This is a genomic window from Geminocystis sp. NIES-3708 (assembly GCF_001548095.1).
GTDB lineage: Bacteria > Cyanobacteriota > Cyanobacteriia > Cyanobacteriales > Cyanobacteriaceae > Geminocystis.
Map to the genome: position 1 here is coordinate 1,138,309 of NZ_AP014815.1, position 16,328 is coordinate 1,154,636.

The 16,328-nt window shown below is 28.9% G+C and carries 15 protein-coding genes; 11 read left to right on the plus strand and 4 right to left on the minus strand.

What is annotated here, in order from left to right; translation table 11 throughout:
- Positions 1–2: 2 nt before the first annotated feature.
- The 5 genes from GM3708_RS04935 (at position 3) to moaA (ending at position 4,246) form a co-directional block, all read left to right on the plus strand.
- Complete coding sequence (locus tag GM3708_RS04935) at positions 3–776, plus strand: ABC transporter ATP-binding protein (protein WP_066344597.1); 774 nt, start codon at positions 3–5, stop codon at positions 774–776.
- Positions 777–1,101: 325 nt separating this feature from the next.
- Positions 1,102–1,347 carry a regulatory protein SipA gene (gene sipA, locus GM3708_RS04940; RefSeq protein ID WP_066344598.1) on the plus strand — a complete coding sequence of 82 codons (246 nt, stop codon included), beginning with the start codon at positions 1,102–1,104 and terminating at the stop codon, positions 1,345–1,347.
- Between the two features lie 75 nt (positions 1,348–1,422).
- On the plus strand, positions 1,423–1,857 hold the full coding sequence (locus GM3708_RS04945) for a lipopolysaccharide assembly protein LapB (RefSeq protein WP_066344599.1): 435 nt from the start codon (positions 1,423–1,425) through the stop codon (positions 1,855–1,857).
- 53 nt (positions 1,858–1,910) lie between these two features.
- Entirely contained in the window at positions 1,911–3,080 is a 1,170-nt protein-coding gene (locus GM3708_RS04950; RefSeq protein WP_066344600.1) for a DegT/DnrJ/EryC1/StrS aminotransferase family protein, read from the plus strand.
- Positions 3,081–3,256: 176 nt separating this feature from the next.
- Entirely contained in the window at positions 3,257–4,246 is a 990-nt protein-coding gene (moaA, locus tag GM3708_RS04955) for a GTP 3',8-cyclase MoaA (protein WP_066344601.1), read from the plus strand.
- On the opposite strand, the gene GM3708_RS04960 is transcribed toward moaA, so the two are convergent.
- Both GM3708_RS04960 and GM3708_RS04965 read right to left on the minus strand, forming a co-directional pair.
- Positions 4,229–5,212: a hypothetical protein gene (locus tag GM3708_RS04960; protein WP_066344602.1), complete on the minus strand. Its 984-nt coding sequence runs from the start codon at positions 5,210–5,212 to the stop codon at positions 4,229–4,231. The genes moaA and GM3708_RS04960 overlap by 18 nt on opposite strands.
- A gap of 76 nt (positions 5,213–5,288) precedes the next feature.
- Positions 5,289–5,672, minus strand: coding sequence for an AbrB family transcriptional regulator (locus GM3708_RS04965; protein WP_066344604.1), 384 nt, complete (start codon positions 5,670–5,672; stop codon positions 5,289–5,291).
- Between the two features lie 209 nt (positions 5,673–5,881).
- Here GM3708_RS04965 and GM3708_RS04970 point away from each other — a divergent pair, with 209 nt between their 5' ends.
- Positions 5,882–6,325, plus strand: a complete 444-nt coding sequence (locus GM3708_RS04970) for an Rrf2 family transcriptional regulator (protein WP_066344605.1) — start codon at positions 5,882–5,884, stop codon at positions 6,323–6,325.
- Positions 6,326–6,425: 100 nt separating this feature from the next.
- Positions 6,426–7,376 (plus strand): adenosylcobinamide-phosphate synthase CbiB, encoded by a 951-nt coding sequence (gene cbiB / locus GM3708_RS04975; protein ID WP_066344606.1) that lies wholly within the window; start codon positions 6,426–6,428, stop codon positions 7,374–7,376.
- Positions 7,377–7,394: 18 nt separating this feature from the next.
- Here the strand turns inward: cbiB and GM3708_RS04980 are convergent, their stop codons facing one another.
- Complete coding sequence (locus GM3708_RS04980; protein WP_231933074.1) at positions 7,395–9,863, minus strand: EAL domain-containing protein; 2,469 nt, start codon at positions 9,861–9,863, stop codon at positions 7,395–7,397.
- 316 nt (positions 9,864–10,179) lie between these two features.
- Between GM3708_RS04980 and GM3708_RS04985 the strand changes: the two genes are divergently transcribed.
- From GM3708_RS04985 to GM3708_RS04995, 3 genes are all read left to right on the plus strand, one after another.
- Positions 10,180–10,938, plus strand: coding sequence for a DUF2993 domain-containing protein (locus GM3708_RS04985; protein WP_231933076.1), 759 nt, complete (start codon positions 10,180–10,182; stop codon positions 10,936–10,938).
- 57 nt (positions 10,939–10,995) lie between these two features.
- Positions 10,996–11,598 (plus strand): GerMN domain-containing protein, encoded by a 603-nt coding sequence (locus GM3708_RS04990; protein WP_066344610.1) that lies wholly within the window; start codon positions 10,996–10,998, stop codon positions 11,596–11,598.
- A gap of 106 nt (positions 11,599–11,704) precedes the next feature.
- Positions 11,705–12,832, plus strand: coding sequence for an esterase-like activity of phytase family protein (locus GM3708_RS04995; protein ID WP_066344611.1), 1,128 nt, complete (start codon positions 11,705–11,707; stop codon positions 12,830–12,832).
- An 81-nt stretch (positions 12,833–12,913) separates the two neighbouring features.
- Here GM3708_RS04995 and GM3708_RS05000 read toward each other — a convergent pair whose 3' ends face one another.
- Positions 12,914–14,950: a thioredoxin domain-containing protein gene (locus GM3708_RS05000; protein ID WP_066344612.1), complete on the minus strand. Its 2,037-nt coding sequence runs from the start codon at positions 14,948–14,950 to the stop codon at positions 12,914–12,916.
- A gap of 312 nt (positions 14,951–15,262) precedes the next feature.
- Here GM3708_RS05000 and GM3708_RS05005 point away from each other — a divergent pair, with 312 nt between their 5' ends.
- Positions 15,263–15,946 (plus strand): NYN domain-containing protein, encoded by a 684-nt coding sequence (locus GM3708_RS05005; RefSeq protein ID WP_231933085.1) that lies wholly within the window; start codon positions 15,263–15,265, stop codon positions 15,944–15,946.
- Positions 15,947–16,328 lie beyond the last annotated feature (382 nt).

Below are 16,328 nucleotides of genomic sequence, written 5' to 3' on the forward strand. Positions count from 1 at the left end.
CAATGGATCAAGAAGTTATTAGACTAAATAATGTTTCTTTATGGCGTAGAACTCAAGAAGAATTTTCTTACGATTTAAAAAAAACAGTTCTCTCTTTTTTACAAGGAAAATATGTTAAACCCGCAAAAAAACAAGTATTAAAAGATGTTGATTTTGTAGTTAATAGCGGTGAAAAAATTGGAATAATTGGTTCAAATGGTGCAGGTAAATCTACTTTACTAAAAGTTATCTGCGGTATTTTATCTCCCACTTTTGGCACGGTTAGAGTCAGAGGAAATATTGCACCTTTAATTGAATTGGGTGCTGGTTTTAATATGGAAATGTCTGTTAAGGATAACATCATTTTATATGGTGTTTTATTAGGTTATTCTAAAGAAGAAATGAGAAGTCGGACTTATGAAATTCTTGAATTTGCAGAGTTACAGGAATATGCAGAAGTGCCTGTTAAAGCATTATCTTCAGGGATGAAAGCACGTTTAGGTTTTGCTGTTGCAACGGATGTAAAACCAGATATTCTCATTCTCGATGAAGTTTTATCTGTTGGGGATGCTAAATTTACTCATAAATCACGAGGACGTATTCAAAGTTTGTGGGAACAAAGTAGTACAATATTATTTGTTTCCCATAGTTTAGAATATGTAAAAGACTTATGTGATCGATCTATTTGGTTAGATCATGGCGAAATTGCTTATCATGGAAATACTCAAGAGGCAATAAAACTTTACTTAAATTCAGTGGGTGTCAAAGAGTATATTCGTCCTCCTTCTGCGTTATAATGATATATCCATTACAAATTACTTATCCCCCTGTGTGGTATTTACGTTAGTTTTTAAGGATTAGTATAATTAAATATTATTCCTATTCATCACAAAAATTTAATGCAAATGAAACTTCAAATGGGGAAGTAAAAATGAATTGTAAAATCTGTAAATTCCGTCTCAATGCTTTAAAAAATGATGATCATTGATAATGATAGTCATGATAACTCTTATCATAACTATGATATTGATCCTTTGGCACAACTGATCCCCTATAAAGTATTTGGGAAACACCTTAATCAGACATTAAGCATAATTGCTTTGTGTAATCATATGAAAAATAATGACAAACTTAAATATTAAATCAGGTAATCGAGTGAAAGTCATTGAGATACCACCATACATCAAAACTGCTGATCCAATGCCGATGTTACGCCCATCAAGTGTAATATCATTAGGAGAAGAAGGTATTGTTTTAAGTCCACGCCCTGGAGGTTATTGGGCGATTCGTTTTACTCAAGGTTGTTTTTTATTAGAAAGTAAATATTTTCAGCAGTTGACAGTTGACAATGGAGAGTTGAAAATATAGGTAAATTATTGATTATTGAGATCAATTTCATTCACTTCTATAAAATTGTTTATTCCTCATCCTTAACTATTATTCATGGCAAAAGTAACTTCTAAAGAGATTGTAAAAAAAAGTTTTATTATAATTTCTGGCTTGGCTTTTTTCTGGTTTTCAGCGTCTAGCGTCATTGAAATGATTACTAAACCAGCGACTCCATCTGTAAATCAAAGTCAGGGAGAAGATTCTTCTGCTGAGGCTCTACTAAAGAAAGAAGTGAAAGGTTATGAGTTAGTATTGGAAAAAGAGCCTGATAACCGTTTTGCTTTAGAGAAATTAGTCGAAATTCAGTTACAATTACGAAATTTACAGGCTGCTTTACCTTTAACGGAAAAATTAGTTAAACTTGATCCTCAAAATACTAGATATCAACAGGTTTTGAAGATTATTAAGCAAGGCTTAGCACAAGAAAAATCTCAAACCCAACCCCCCATTAATTCTCCTAACAATAATGAGGAAAATAAAGAAAAATAGTGTAAACTCTAAGGTTAATCTTTATTTCTTCTTGATCTTATCATAACATTTACATGAAAATTCCTGTTCTTGATTTAAAGCCTCAATATCAACAACTTAAAGCAGAAATTGATCAGGCGATCGCTAATGTGTTAGAATCAACACAGTTTGTCTTAGGACCTGAAGTTAAACTACTAGAAAGTGAAATTGCTAATTATTTAGGGATTAAACACGCAATCGGGGTTAATTCTGGCACAGATGCGTTGATTATTGCCCTACGTGCTTTAAATATCGGTGCAGGAGATGAGGTTATTACTACTTCTTTTTCTTTTTATGCTACGGCGGAGTCAATAAGTTTAGTAGGTGCAAAACCTATCTTTGTGGATATTCAAAAGGACAGTTTCAATATAGATCCTAACACCATCAAAGACAAAATTACCAGTAAAACGAAAGCTATTATCCCCGTACATTTATATGGGCAACCTGCCGCTATGACTCAGATATTAAGCATTGCCAAGGAATATGGCTTAAAAGTGATTGAGGATTGTGCCCAAGCCTTTGGAGCAAGTTATGATGGAAATTGTGTAGGATGCTATCAAAATTGTGATGATAATCAACGGCAAAACATAACAGGGAAATATGTCGGTGGTATTGGCGATGTTGGAGCATTTTCATTTTACCCTACAAAAAACTTAGGCGCTTATGGAGATGGTGGCATGATTGTAACTAATAGTGATGATATTGCCGAATTAAGTCGAATGTTGCGAGTGCATGGGGCAAAAACTAATTATAATAATGAATTATTGGGTTATAATTCTCGCCTTGATAGTTTACAGGCTTGTGTTTTAAGAGTGAAATTAAAATATATAAATCAGTGGAATCAATTAAGAAGAAAGATAGCCCAAACGTATAATGAATTATTGGCAAATAATCCTAATATTATTACTCCAAAAATGAGTAAAGGTCATGTTTTTCATCAATATACTATTAGAATTACTAACGGTAAACGAGATCAATTAAAAGATTATTTAGCTGATTTAGGAATAGGTAGTATGATTTATTATCCAATTCCGCAAGATCAATTACCTGTTTATAAAAAACAATATCAACCCAATTCTATCACTATGAAATTAGCAGAAGAAGTATTAAGTTTACCGATTTTTCCTGAATTATCTTTAGATAAAGTTGTTGAAGTTGCCCAAGCAATTAATAACTTTAATATACACGTCAATAAAGTTGATTAAATCATAGTTATATAAAATGAATATATCAAAAAAACAAGTTATTCTTGCTTCTACCCACGAAAAAATTTTAGATTTTATTCCATTAGAAGTTGTACAAAAACACAGTTAGTTGCTAGAGGTGGTTTATGAATTGCCTTTATAGATAGTTTATAGTTAATTATTTTGCCTTTTGTATTGTGAATAAAATAGATTATTTGCGGATTAGTTTAATCGATAAGTGCAATTTTCGTTGTCAATATTGTATGCCAGAAGAGGAAAAATTAAACTATCTTTTATCTTCAGAAATATTAACAAAATCTGAGCTATTAACTTTACTAAAAGAGGTTTTTATTCCTTTAGGTTTTACTAAATTTCGGTTGACGGGAGGTGAGCCTTTATTACGTTCAGATTTACCTGAAATTATCACAGAAATTATTAATTTACCTCAAACAAAAGATTTAGCTTTAACTACTAATGGTTATTTATTATTAGAAAAAGCACAATTATTATTTGATAGTGGATTACGCCGAATAAATATTAGTTTAGACTCTCTGAATCCTCAAACTTTTGATCAAATTATTGGTAATAAAAATAAAAGCCGTTGGCACAAAACGTGGGCTGGAATTCAAACAGCTTATGAAATAGGATTTAACCCTTTAAAGTTAAATGTGGTAATTATCCCAGAAGTTAATGATGGTGAAATTTTAGATTTAGCCGCATTAACAATTAATCGTAATTGGCACGTTAGATTTATCGAATTTATGCCTATTGGAAATCATGAATTATTTTCTGAAAAAGCGTGGATTCCCTCGGTGGAAATTAGGCAACAAATTAAGGCTAAATGGGGTTTAGAAGAGGCTCATATTACTGGAAATGGTCCTGCTGATATATTTAAAATTCCTGATAGTAAAGGCACTTTAGGCTTTATTTCTCAAATGTCTGAGTGTTTTTGCGATCGCTGTAATCGAGTCAGATTATCCGCCGATGGTTGGTTACGTCCTTGTTTATTAAATGAGACAGAACAGATTGACTTAAAAACCTTGTTAAGAGGGGGAATTAATACACAAAAAATTAGAAAAAAAGTGGCTAAATTATTATTATTAAAACCTGAAATTAATTATAAAGAAAGAGATTCAGGAACAAAAAATAATACCTATTATCGCACGATGTCACAAATTGGTGGTTAAATAATCTTGATATTTAAAATAAATAGATTCTCCCGGTATAGTTTCTGTAAATGTAGGAGAAATTTTATATTTATGACTAGGATATTTTTGTCTAATTTCTGACACAGTTTGATAATGTTTATACCATTTATTAATAATATCTAATAGTTGTTGAAAACGGTAAATAAGAATTTCATAACGATTAGATAAGGCGATATATTGAATAATTTTGGCATAGGTAATAACGTCTTCTTCATTATGATTAATACCAATTAGTTTTCCCAATTTATCTAATTCATCATAATTAACTTTTACGATCATCACTAAGGCTTTTAAATTAGTCAAATCTTGTTGTTTAAACTGTTTTAGAATACTATTAATAATGCTAAATATTGCATAATCAGATACTTGATATTTTTTAAATAGTAATAACAAATTTAAGCCAATTTGAGTTACCATAATTTTATTTAAAGCTGTTTGATATGATAAAAGAGCTTTTTGAGTAGCTTCATTAGTAATGATTGCTAATAATTGCTCAATTTCTTCTGTAACAAGTGTTTTAAAAAGTATTGGATCTGAATTGTGATTTAATTGATCTTCAATAAATTCATATAAGTCAACTTGATTTTGATCTTGAAAATCTAATTCCATTCTTCTAATGGTACGAAAATCATTAATATGTTTAATAGCAAAGCTAAAAATTTTAATGAATGTTTGTAAGCCCTTATATTCATCAAGATTATTTTCTAGCTTATATTTAATTTTCATAAAACAAAGAAATTCAGAGGTATATTGATCATTATCGAGCATTCGTAAAGTTGGCTCAATTTTAACCAATTCTTCTAATTCAGTATCATGTAAAGATAATGCTAACTCTGGTATTTCTAGGGGATTTAATGCTCCTGAAATTCTTTCTACAACACTAATATCACCGAAAAGAGGGCGATTCCACCAAGATTTTGATTGAGTGTCTTTATCTTTTGCCATTTTTCAAAAACAAGAGCATTGATTAACCATGATTATAACGAAGAAAGTTAATTGTTAATTGTTAATGATCAATGGTTTAAATTTCGTCTAAATCAACTTGTTTAAGATGAATATTTTTTCTCCCTAATACAACTTCAAACTCATCACCAGGTTTTAAACCCATTTTATCAGTGTAGGCTTTGCCAATGGAAAGATTACCATTAGATTGTACATTAATGCGATAATTAGCACTTCTGCCTCTTTTTTTACTATCAATGGTGGTTTCATTATCAAGACTAATGCCTTCTGCTTCGATTAAAGCATTAAGAAATTTAACCATACTAACTCTTTTTTGACCATTATCTGTCAAAGTATAATAACCACACTCAATGGCTTTTTCTTCACGAGAAACGTTACCTAATTTTTTTACTGTTTTTAGTAAATCTTTTCCCACTAGAGGTTGTTGTTTTTTTGTTGCCATTTACTTTAATTTTGCTAAATTTTAAACTAGCTATTTTGAGTCAATCTACAAAATAGTTCTTAAATTTTTGTTCATAAACTATAATATACTAATATAGCAAAATTTAACTTTTTTTACTAAACTTAATCTTTGATAAACTGATTTATAATCTCTGAGATAATAAAATCTGTTTGAAACTTAAACTTATCGTGAAATCCTAAAATTTAAGCATGAAGTTAACCACTAAAGGCTATTATGCGGTAAAGGCATTATTAGATTTGAGTCTTCAATCTAATTCTCAGCCCACTTCTGTTAATGCTATTGCTAATCGTCAAAATTTACCGGCTGCTTATCTGGAAAAAATTTTAATCAAAATTCGTAAAGCTGGGTTAATAAAATCTATTAGAGGTGCAAATGGCGGTTATCAATTAGCTTCTTTGCCAGAAGATATTTCTTTGGGAGATATTCTTGTAGCAGTGGGAGATAAAATTGAGCCTTTACCTAATTATAATATCGATGGTGATTCCCCAGAAGATTGGGTGACAATTTGTTTATGGCGACGGTTAAATAACAAGTTAAAAGAGGCAATTTATAATATAACTTTAGCTGATTTATATTATGATGCTCGTAGTCGTCAAGCATCTTATGGAGAAGAAAATAATTTTATTATTTAAAGTTATTTAGAATTAGCCAAATAAATAGAAATAAACAAAATGTAATGGGCAACAGAATAAAATACAATGTAATTGTCAATTGTTAGTTTTTCGTTATTAGTTGTTAATTATTTACTTTGCGTCAGTTTTAGATTATCTTCTTGGTGATCCTTGGGGGTGGATTCATCCTGTACAATTAATGGGATGGGTGATTAATACTTATACTAATTTTATTCTCAAAAATACTGAACATAAATTACTGCGAAAAATTGCAGGATTTATTCTCTGCGTAGTTTTAGTTATCGGTAGTGGTGTAATGACTTGGTTGTTAATTGATATTGCCACGAAAATTAATAATTATTTCGGTATCGTTATTCAAGTTATTTTATTAGCTAGTTGTTTTGCTGGAAAAAGTTTAAGATGTGCCGCAGAAGATGTTTTACAATACCTCAGAAAAGATGATTTACCTCAAGCGCGTTATCGTCTTAGTTTTTATGTCGGTAGAGACACTGATAATCTATCCACTGATGAGGTTTTTCGGGCTATTTTAGAAACCGTTGCTGAAAATACTACCGATGGCGTTACTGCACCTTTATTTTATGCTTTGTTAGGAGTATTTATTCCTGTGATTGGTTGTGTTCCTTTAGCGATCGCATATAAAGCATTGAGTACATTAGATTCTATGATTGGCTATAAAAAAGAACCATTTATTGACATCGGTTGGTTTAGTGCTAGATTAGAAGATTATATAACTTGGTTGCCTTGCCGCTTAACAGTTTTAACTCTTGCTATTATTTCTGGAGATGTTAAAAATATAATTACTGAATGTAAGCAATATGCAATTCAAGATCCTAGTCCTAATTCAGGATGGAGTGAAGGAATTTACGCTGTGATTTTAGGAATACAATTAGGGGGCGAAAATACTTATAAAGGAGAGAAAAAATTTAAACCTTTATTGGGAAAACCAATTAATAAAATCGATGAAAACATTATCCAAAAAACATTGTTATTAACTCGATATTGTTTTTTATCATGGATTTTTTTTTCCAGTTTAATTTTTATAATGATTTGATTCTATATTTAGTAAAATTTAACCGTCATAAATATTGAGGGAATTTTTAATTTGTTTCTGTTGTTTTAAAAGATATTGTATAAAATTTATAGTAGATAAAGGCTCAGAAAAAAAATAACCTTGTCCATAATCACAACCTAAATTTATTAGTATATCTAATTGTTCTTTTGTTTCTATATTCTTAGCAATAGTTTTAATATTCAATACTTTTGCTACTGAAATAATGGATTTAACCAAAAGTTTTATTTTATCGTCTTCTACTATTCTATGGATTAAAGAAGAATCTATTTTTATTGATGAAAAAGTAAACTTACTTAAGTTAGTTAAAGAAGAAAAACCTATACCAAAATTATCTAAACATAAGTCAATATTTAACTTTAGAATATCATTAAAAATAGTTGTTATTGATTTTTTTTCTAATAACATTTGCTCTGTTACTTCTATTTGAATATTATTATGTTGACGGTGATTTTCAGGAATAAATTTAGTTAATCGATTGATAATATTTTCATCTTCAAACTCATATTCTGATAAATTAACACTAATGGGAATATCTTTGATTTCTTCCCAAGTTTTTATATCTTCAACAACAGATTGTAAAATCCAATTTTCCAAAGGAATAATCATACCATTTTTTTCGAGAATAGGAATAAATTTTTCAGGCCAAATTAAACCTAATTCTTTATTTTCCCACCTGATTAAAGCCTCAGCACTATTGATTAATTGTGTGGTAAGTTCTACCACTGGTTGATATACTAATTGAAACTCTTTTCTTTCAATAGCTTGGTGGAAATTTTTTTCTAAATTAGATTTATTAATTTCTATTTTATTCATCTCTGACTGATAAAATTTAAACTGATTTTTACCTTGTTTTTTGGCTTGATACATAGCTAAATCAGCATTACGAATCAGTTGTTTTAAATTATCGCCATCATAGGGAAAAAAGGTAACACCAATACTGGCAGAAATTGATACTGAATGATCAAAAATATTAAAGTTTTGTCTTAACAATTTGATAATTTTTTCTGCAACAGTTTCTAAATGACTGAATTTTTCCACAAAAGGTATAGCAATAAAAAATTCATCTCCTCCTAACCTCGCCAATAAATCTGTATTGCGCAATGCTTTTTTCATTCTTTCTGTTGCTTGAATTAATAATTCATCTCCAAAATCATGACCTAAATTATCATTAACTTCTTTAAAATGATCTAAATCAATAAACATTAATCCTAAATTTGTTTGAGTTTCTTTTGCTTGTGCTAATAAATAATTAACTTTTTCTAAGGCATAATTACGGTTAGGAATATTTGTTAAATGGTCATATTTTGCTTGATATTGTAGTAAAGTCTCTTGTTGTTTTTTTTCAGTAATATCCTCTTTAACTGCCATATAATGAGTAATGACACCAGCAGAATTAAAAATAGGAGAAATTAAAGCTTTTTCCCAATATAATTCACCATTTTTTTTGATATTATGAAATTCACCGTGCCATTCTTTTCCTTTAGTTAAAGTTGCCCATAAATTTTCATAATCTTTACTAGTAGTATGTCCTGATTTGAGAATACGAGGATTTTTACCAATTATTTCTTCTTCTTTATAACCAGAAATAGCTTCAAATTTTGGATTAACATATTCTATATTACCATCAGTATCTGTTATTATAATTGAGGCTGGACTTTGTTCGGATGCTTGAAACAAAATATTTAGTTTTTCTTCTATTTTTTTTTGCTCAGTAATATTAGTCAAAGAAATTAAAAAAACATTATTATCATTCCAAATAATAGGCACAGCTCTAATTTCAACAGTAATCAATTGCCATGAAGAATGAGGAATGTCTAATTCAATAATTTTGTCAAACTCAAGAGGAATTCCTAAAATTTCCCCTAGCATTTTTTCTCTTTTGCGATTAAATAATTTTTCAGCTTCAGAATTAAGAAATAAAATCTTACCATTTTGATCAACAATAACCATACCATTCAGATTATTATTAATAATAGTTTTTAATTTTTTTTCACTATTTTTTAATTCTAATTGTGCTTTTTTTCTTGCTAAAATTTCATCAGATAAAAGTTGATTTTGTTGTTGTAAACTTTTTGTTAAATTTCTGATTTTTAAAGAACTATTAATTCTTGATAATAATTCTGGTAAATGAATCGGTTTGATTATGTAATCTACTGCACCTAATTCTAATCCTTTGATTTTATTTTCAATGTCATCTAAAGCTGTAATAAAAATAATGGGAATATCTTTTGTTTGAGGAGAAGATTTTAATAAACAACAAGCATCAAAACCGCTTAAATTAGGCATCAAAACGTCTAACAGAATTAAATCAGGACAAGTTTTTTGTATTTCTGGTATTGCCTTCATAATATCTGTTTGAGTTAAGATATTAAAACCCTTATGTTTTAAAAAAATACTAATCAAGTCCAAATTAATATGTTGATCATCAACAATATAAATTAAGAATGATGTTTCTTTTTCATTCAAGATTTTAACTCCTTTACGGGTCATTTTGTTAATACTGATATTAACACTCATGTGATTTTTAGTTTAGTTAGAAAATTTTTTTTGATATCGATCATTTAATTAAAAGTTAAATTTTGTTTAATGAAGATTTTTAACAAGATAAATTAGGATTGATAGTTAAATTATTAAATATATTTTGACAGCGAAAAAAAATAAATATTTATTAGATATAAAATAAAAACAATTTACTTTAAAATGAAATGGTGATTTTTAAAATACAAAATAATTTACTGATTGACCGAATATGGAAATTTTTGTTATATTTACTACTATTATAATGTCTCTATTCTCCTCTATTGGATTTATTCTTAATAATTCTTTAACCTATACAATTCGTAATATGTCTGAAGAGGTTGAGGATGTAAAAGTCAGAATTAATAGTCTTCCTACTCATCAACTAGCAAAAGGCGAAGCCGACTCTATCAAAATTAGTCTTAAACAATGGCAACTAAAGGCAAATATTAGTGTAGAATTACTGGAATTAGAGACAGATTCTGTGGGGTTAAATTTATCTGAAATTAGACAAATAAGGGGGAATAACTGGCAAAAATCCCTAAAAAAACCTTTAAATATGGGTTATAGAATTATCTTAACAGAAAATGATTTGAATAAATTGCTAAAATCTCCACAGGCACAAGCAATGATGACAAAATTGGGAGGAAATTCTCAAGATTTACCCCTTGAAATCATTGATTTAACTTTAAATTTACTACCAAATAATCGTCTTGCCATTGAAACAAAATTAAAATTACCGATTCGGGGGGAAGAATTATTAAATGTTAACCTAGAATTGAGTTTAGAGTTAATTAAAGGTCATACATTGAAAATTAATAATATTCAAGGAACATTAAATAATAGACAACTATCATCTAAACTACTACAAGGATTTGCTGATAATATAAATACTCAGTTAAATCTGCGAAATTTAGAAAAATCAGGTATTACCATGAGACTTTTGCAATTAAATATGAATGAAGATAAATTGGAAATAGCTGGTTTTCTCCATCTTCAACCGTCATTATCATTTAAAAATTGAATATTATTAATTAAAATTAAATATAAGTAAAAATATAAATAATAAAAATAAAAAACTATGGCAGAAAATAAAAAACAAAATCCTTTTTTATCGACCAAAGCTATTGCCGCTTTAGCCACAACAGTATTAGCAATTGGCACAATTACCGCCTGGTATTCTTATAGTAAATTATCAGTAAAAACTTCCGAAAATAATCCACCTACTGATATAGTAATAGAACCCAATATTAATAAACAACAGATTGAAATTTATGGTATTGACAATCAGTTAAAAGTCACTCCTACCATCATTGAAATTGAAAAAGGACAAAATGATCAACAATCTTTAACTATTGCATTTAATAAATTATTAACAGGTTTCAATAGTAATAATATTACCACTGCCATTCCTGAAAATACAAAATTAATGAATTTAACGGTAAAAAATGACGGCATTCACATCAACTTATCATCAGATTTTACCACTGGTGGTGGTAGTGCTTCAATGATTAGTCGTTTAGGACAAGTGATTTATACTGCTAGTAGCGTTAATCCTGCCGCTAATGTGTGGATTAGCATTGAAGGTAAACCTTTAGAAATTTTAGGGGAAGAAGGGTTAATGGTAGAGCAACCTATGACAAGAGACATATTTATGAAATCTTTTCCTTCCTCCGAAGAGTAGCAGTGAATTGTATTCACCCAATTAATCCAAATAATATTTACCCAATTAATAAAGGTATGAAATTTTTTTGTTTTTTTATTAAATCAATTGACATAATTATATAGTGATGGGAAAAAAGTTTAAGTTTTTCTGTATTTTTTTTTCATGTTTATTCTTAATTTTCGGTTTTTCTAATCTAAATGCCTTAGCTGAAAATAGAGATTTTTTAAACTTAAAATTAGAATTTTTAGATGAATATGAGTTAACAGATAATAATTATCAAGACACAGTAATAGGTGGTTTTTCTGGTATTACATATAACTCTGAAAAAGATATTTACTATGTGATTTCTGATGATAGAGCCAACTTATCTCCAGCTCGTTTTTATACCTTAAAAATCGAAATAGAAAATAATAAAATTGATAAAGTTAATATAAAAAATGTTACTTTTTTAAAAGATACAAATGGAGTAAATTACTCTAAAAATACTAGCGATACAGAAGCTATTACATTTAGTCCTAAAAATAGTTTATTTATCACAAGTGAAGGGGTTTATAAAACTAAAAAATCACCTTTCATAAATGAATATAGCCTTGATGGTAAATTAATAAATTCAGTGAAAATACCAGATAGATATATACCAAGAGAAGATGAAAAAAAAGGAGTTGAAAATAATTTAGGCTTTGAATCTTTGACCATCAAAGCTAATGGTACAATGCCTCAAGATCCTTTTCGATTATTTACGGTAACAGAATCAGCCCTAGTACAAGATGTAAATCTTAATAACCCTGAAACTATATTAAGATCAAGATTAATGCACTATGTAATTAATCCTATAGGAGAGCCAGTATTAATAGGCGAACATCTATACATTGTCAATAATCCAGAGTTAGGAGTGCTATATAACGGTGTCTCAGAATTATTAGCTTTACCTAAAGAAGGATATTTATTAAGTTTAGAACGTACTTTTGGTTTAAGGGGATATGGAGCTAAAATTTTTCAATTAGTTATGGGTAATGCTAGTGATATTTCTAATCAAAAAACTTTAGGAGGAGATATAAATAATATTACTCCAATTCGCAAAAAATTAGTTTTAGATTTACAAAAGTTAGGCATTAAATTAGATAATTTAGAAGGTATCACTTTTGGTCCTCGTTTAACAGATGGTAGTCAAAGTTTAATTATAATTAGCGATAATAATTTTGCCAAAGAAGGCAAACAAAAAAATCAATTTCTTTTATTCAAGTTAACTTAATTAGGCGTTGATGAAAATTATAAAGTATTAAAATAACTAAAAATATTTTCTATTATTTTTTATTTTAGAAATTAGTTAATCCTAATTATTAATAATTTGTTCTAACAATTGATCTATTGTTGTAGCAGGTTCAGCACAAGATAAAATACGACAGACAACAGCAATAATTTGAGAAGGTAAATCATCTGAGATTCGATACATTACCATCGGTAAATATTGTTTATTTAATTTTGATTTGATTTCATGGCTAGTTTTCACACTTACACCTTTTAAATACCAGTTTAGGGCAACAAATAAACTCGGACAACTGACAGAGGATTTCGCCATAATGTCATTAAAAAGTTTTAAGGTTTTTTCAGCTTTATCAAAATAGTCTAAATTATCGGTTATTAAGGCTAATCTTACTAAATTTGCGATGGCAATACCATTAGCAGAAGGAGTCGCATTATCAATATAACTTTTTTCCCTGAGCAATAAATCGGCAAAATTATCATTAGCATTATTATAATAACCACCTTCTTGGGTATCATAAAAATAATGATCAAATTCTTGTTGTACTTTTATAGCTTGACTTAAATAATAATTAGAATTATCCTCAGAATATTGAGACAAATCTAATAAAGCCTTAATCAAAAAACTATAATCCTCTGATTGTGCTAAAGTGGTTATTTTTCCATCATAATTGAGACGATATAAACGATTATTTTGCCATTGATTAGTTAAGATAAAATTAGTAGCTTTTCGTGCTAATTCTAAATATTTTCTATCCTCAAAAATGCTATAAGCTCTCACTAATCCTGAAATCATCAAACTATTCCAAGAAACAATCATTTTTGTATCAGTAACGGGAGGAATTCTTCCTTGCCAATTAATACTTTTAACTTCTTTACTATCTTTCGCTGGAGTAAAATTACTTAGATTAGTAGAATTTTTACCATAACGAATAGTAAACAATTTTTCTAAAGCATTTTTAACAATATTAGTAATAGATTTTTCTTCTTGTTTTTGTAAAACATTTTTTCCTTCAAAATTTCCTTTTTCACTAATAATAAAAGTATCTTCAAACCCATTAAATTCTTCTTCAGATAGAATCTTTTTTAACTGCTGATAACTCCATACGTAAAAATCTCCTTCCTCCGGCTCAACATTATCAATATTACTAAAATTATCAGCATCTTGAGAAGCATAAAAATAACCTTCTTCGGCTGTTATCTCTCGTTTTAACCAACCAAAAATTCCTTCACAACTAACTTTAATTTCTGGATTTGTTACACCACTAGTCCATAAATTAGCTAAAAATTCCATGATTAAACCATTATCGTAGAGCATTTTTTCAAAATGAGGAACAGTCCATGTAGCATCAACTGTATAACGATGAAAACCACCGCCAACATGATCATAAATACCACCATTAACTAAATCTATGGCTCTTTTTATAGCTAAACCATGATGATTATTATTATAGATCGCTCCTTGTAAAGTAAGATTACTATAGGGCATCATCGGAAAACGTGGTGAGCCATAATCATTACGTGCAATGACTTTACTATTATTTTCGATGCCTTGGATTAACAACTCGTCATTTAACTCACTATCAGGAGAAAATTTTATCTGAGAACTACTGGTTATACCCTTGACAATTTCAGCTTTTAATGCTATGAGTTTATCTTTTTCATGATGATAAAAATTATTAAGAGATTGTAATATTTGTAAAAATCCCGGTCTTCCATAACGAGGTTCAATGGGGAAATATGTACCACCGTAAAAAGGGACTAAATCATCAGGGGTGAGAAATATGTTTAAAGGCCATCCTCCTTGCCCTGTCATCATCTGCAATGCCGTCATATATATACTATCAATATCTGGACGTTCTTCTCGATCAACTTTGATAGCTACAAAATGTTCATTTAAGTAATCTGCGATCGTCTGATCAGAAAATGCCTCTGATTCCATAACAGTACACCAATGACAACTAGAGTACCCTATAGACATAAAAATAGGCTTATTTTGATTTTTAGCACTACTTAAGGCTTTTTCACCCCAAAAGTTCCAATGAATAGGGTTATGTGCGTGTTTTCGGAGATATAAACTTTGGCTATTAATTAAATTATTTCTCATTATTTATTGATAAAGTCTTTTCCCACGTCTATTAATTATTATAATCATAAGCTTAATCAAGTATTTGGAATTAGTTTAAGCATGAAATTAATTGCATCCTTAAAATATAAAATCACACTTTTTTCTTTTTTAAGTGATCAGATTAAATGATTTTGAATGAAAAACAGTTTTTTAAACTTCAAAAAAATTATAGTTTCATCGTATTTTTAAAATGTGAAGATTATTTGATAATATAAAAATTAAAAATATAGCAAAAATACCAAATGAGAGGAGAAGTTGAATTTAGATCAGATAAATTAGCTGTTTTAATCGATGCTGAATAATACCAGTACAAAAGTGATGGAATCTTTATTAAGAGAAATTGCTAAATTTGGCACTGCTTATGTAAAAAGAATATATGGTGATTGGACAAATCCTCAAATGAATACATGGAAAAAACTCCTTAACGACTTTGCTGTGTTACCAATACAACAATTTTCTTACACAACTGGCAAAAATTCAACGGATACAGCTTTAATTATTGATGCAATGGATTTGCTTTATACGGATAAATTTGACGGTTTTTGTATTGTCTCTAGTGATAGTGATTTTACTAGGTTAGCCCATCGTATTAGGCAAAATGGTTTAGTTGTTTATGGTTTTGGGAAAAAAACGACTCCGAAAGCTTTTGTTTCTGCTTGTGATCGATTTATTTGTACTGATTTATTAGATGTTGATACAGAAAATTTAGGTAATGAAATTGTCCAAGAAAATATACCTGTTGAAATAAATAATACTCAAAAAAAAGATAAAAAGTTAAATAAATTGTTAAAAAATGCCTCTGATTCAGTTGTAGGAGATGACGATAAAACAGTGAATTTAGGGACTCTAAATCAACAATTGTTAAAACTAGATTCTTCTTTTGATCCTAGGGCTTATCACTGTAAAAAACTAGGAGAATTATTAAAATCAACAGGATTATTTATTGTAGAAGGAAATAATGTAACTTTAAAATAATAAAATTAAAACCTAACTATAATCTCATCAAAACATATCCACCCCACTAACGGTTATTCAATGCTTTCGAGTTCGTTTTCTGCTTTGTCGTACATTTGTTTGATCGAGCTTTATAATAACTTTTTAATTAGTTTTTCTAATTTACTCATTATTTTAAATTCAAAAGGTGAAGTGTGCATCACTCTACAATGATTTTATAAAAGAGTTAATTATTACTCAATATTTTCGATGCGATCGCACAGTGCCACTTTGTCTTCGGCGTAGCCGCACCTTCGATGATCGAAAACTTCTTGTTATGATAATTGAGATTTGATCGATATTCTTCTCTGAGATTTCCCCATAAAATATACTTTTATTGAGCCTTCTTGTTAAAATAGAGATG

Coding starts and splice junctions, on each gene's coding strand:
- GM3708_RS04935 (WP_066344597.1), top strand. CDS start 3: ATGGATCAAGAAGTTATTAGACTAAATAATGTTTCTTTATGGCGTAGA.
- sipA (WP_066344598.1), top strand. CDS start 1,102: ATGACAAACTTAAATATTAAATCAGGTAATCGAGTGAAAGTCATTGAG.
- GM3708_RS04945 (WP_066344599.1), top strand. CDS start 1,423: ATGGCAAAAGTAACTTCTAAAGAGATTGTAAAAAAAAGTTTTATTATA.
- GM3708_RS04950 (WP_066344600.1), top strand. CDS start 1,911: ATGAAAATTCCTGTTCTTGATTTAAAGCCTCAATATCAACAACTTAAA.
- GM3708_RS04960 (WP_066344602.1), bottom strand. CDS start 5,212: ATGGCAAAAGATAAAGACACTCAATCAAAATCTTGGTGGAATCGCCCT.
- GM3708_RS04965 (WP_066344604.1), bottom strand. CDS start 5,672: ATGGCAACAAAAAAACAACAACCTCTAGTGGGAAAAGATTTACTAAAA.
- GM3708_RS04970 (WP_066344605.1), top strand. CDS start 5,882: ATGAAGTTAACCACTAAAGGCTATTATGCGGTAAAGGCATTATTAGAT.
- GM3708_RS04985 (WP_231933076.1), top strand. CDS start 10,180: ATGTCTCTATTCTCCTCTATTGGATTTATTCTTAATAATTCTTTAACC.
- GM3708_RS04990 (WP_066344610.1), top strand. CDS start 10,996: ATGGCAGAAAATAAAAAACAAAATCCTTTTTTATCGACCAAAGCTATT.
- GM3708_RS04995 (WP_066344611.1), top strand. CDS start 11,705: ATGGGAAAAAAGTTTAAGTTTTTCTGTATTTTTTTTTCATGTTTATTC.
- GM3708_RS05000 (WP_066344612.1), bottom strand. CDS start 14,950: ATGAGAAATAATTTAATTAATAGCCAAAGTTTATATCTCCGAAAACAC.
- GM3708_RS05005 (WP_231933085.1), top strand. CDS start 15,263: ATGCTGAATAATACCAGTACAAAAGTGATGGAATCTTTATTAAGAGAA.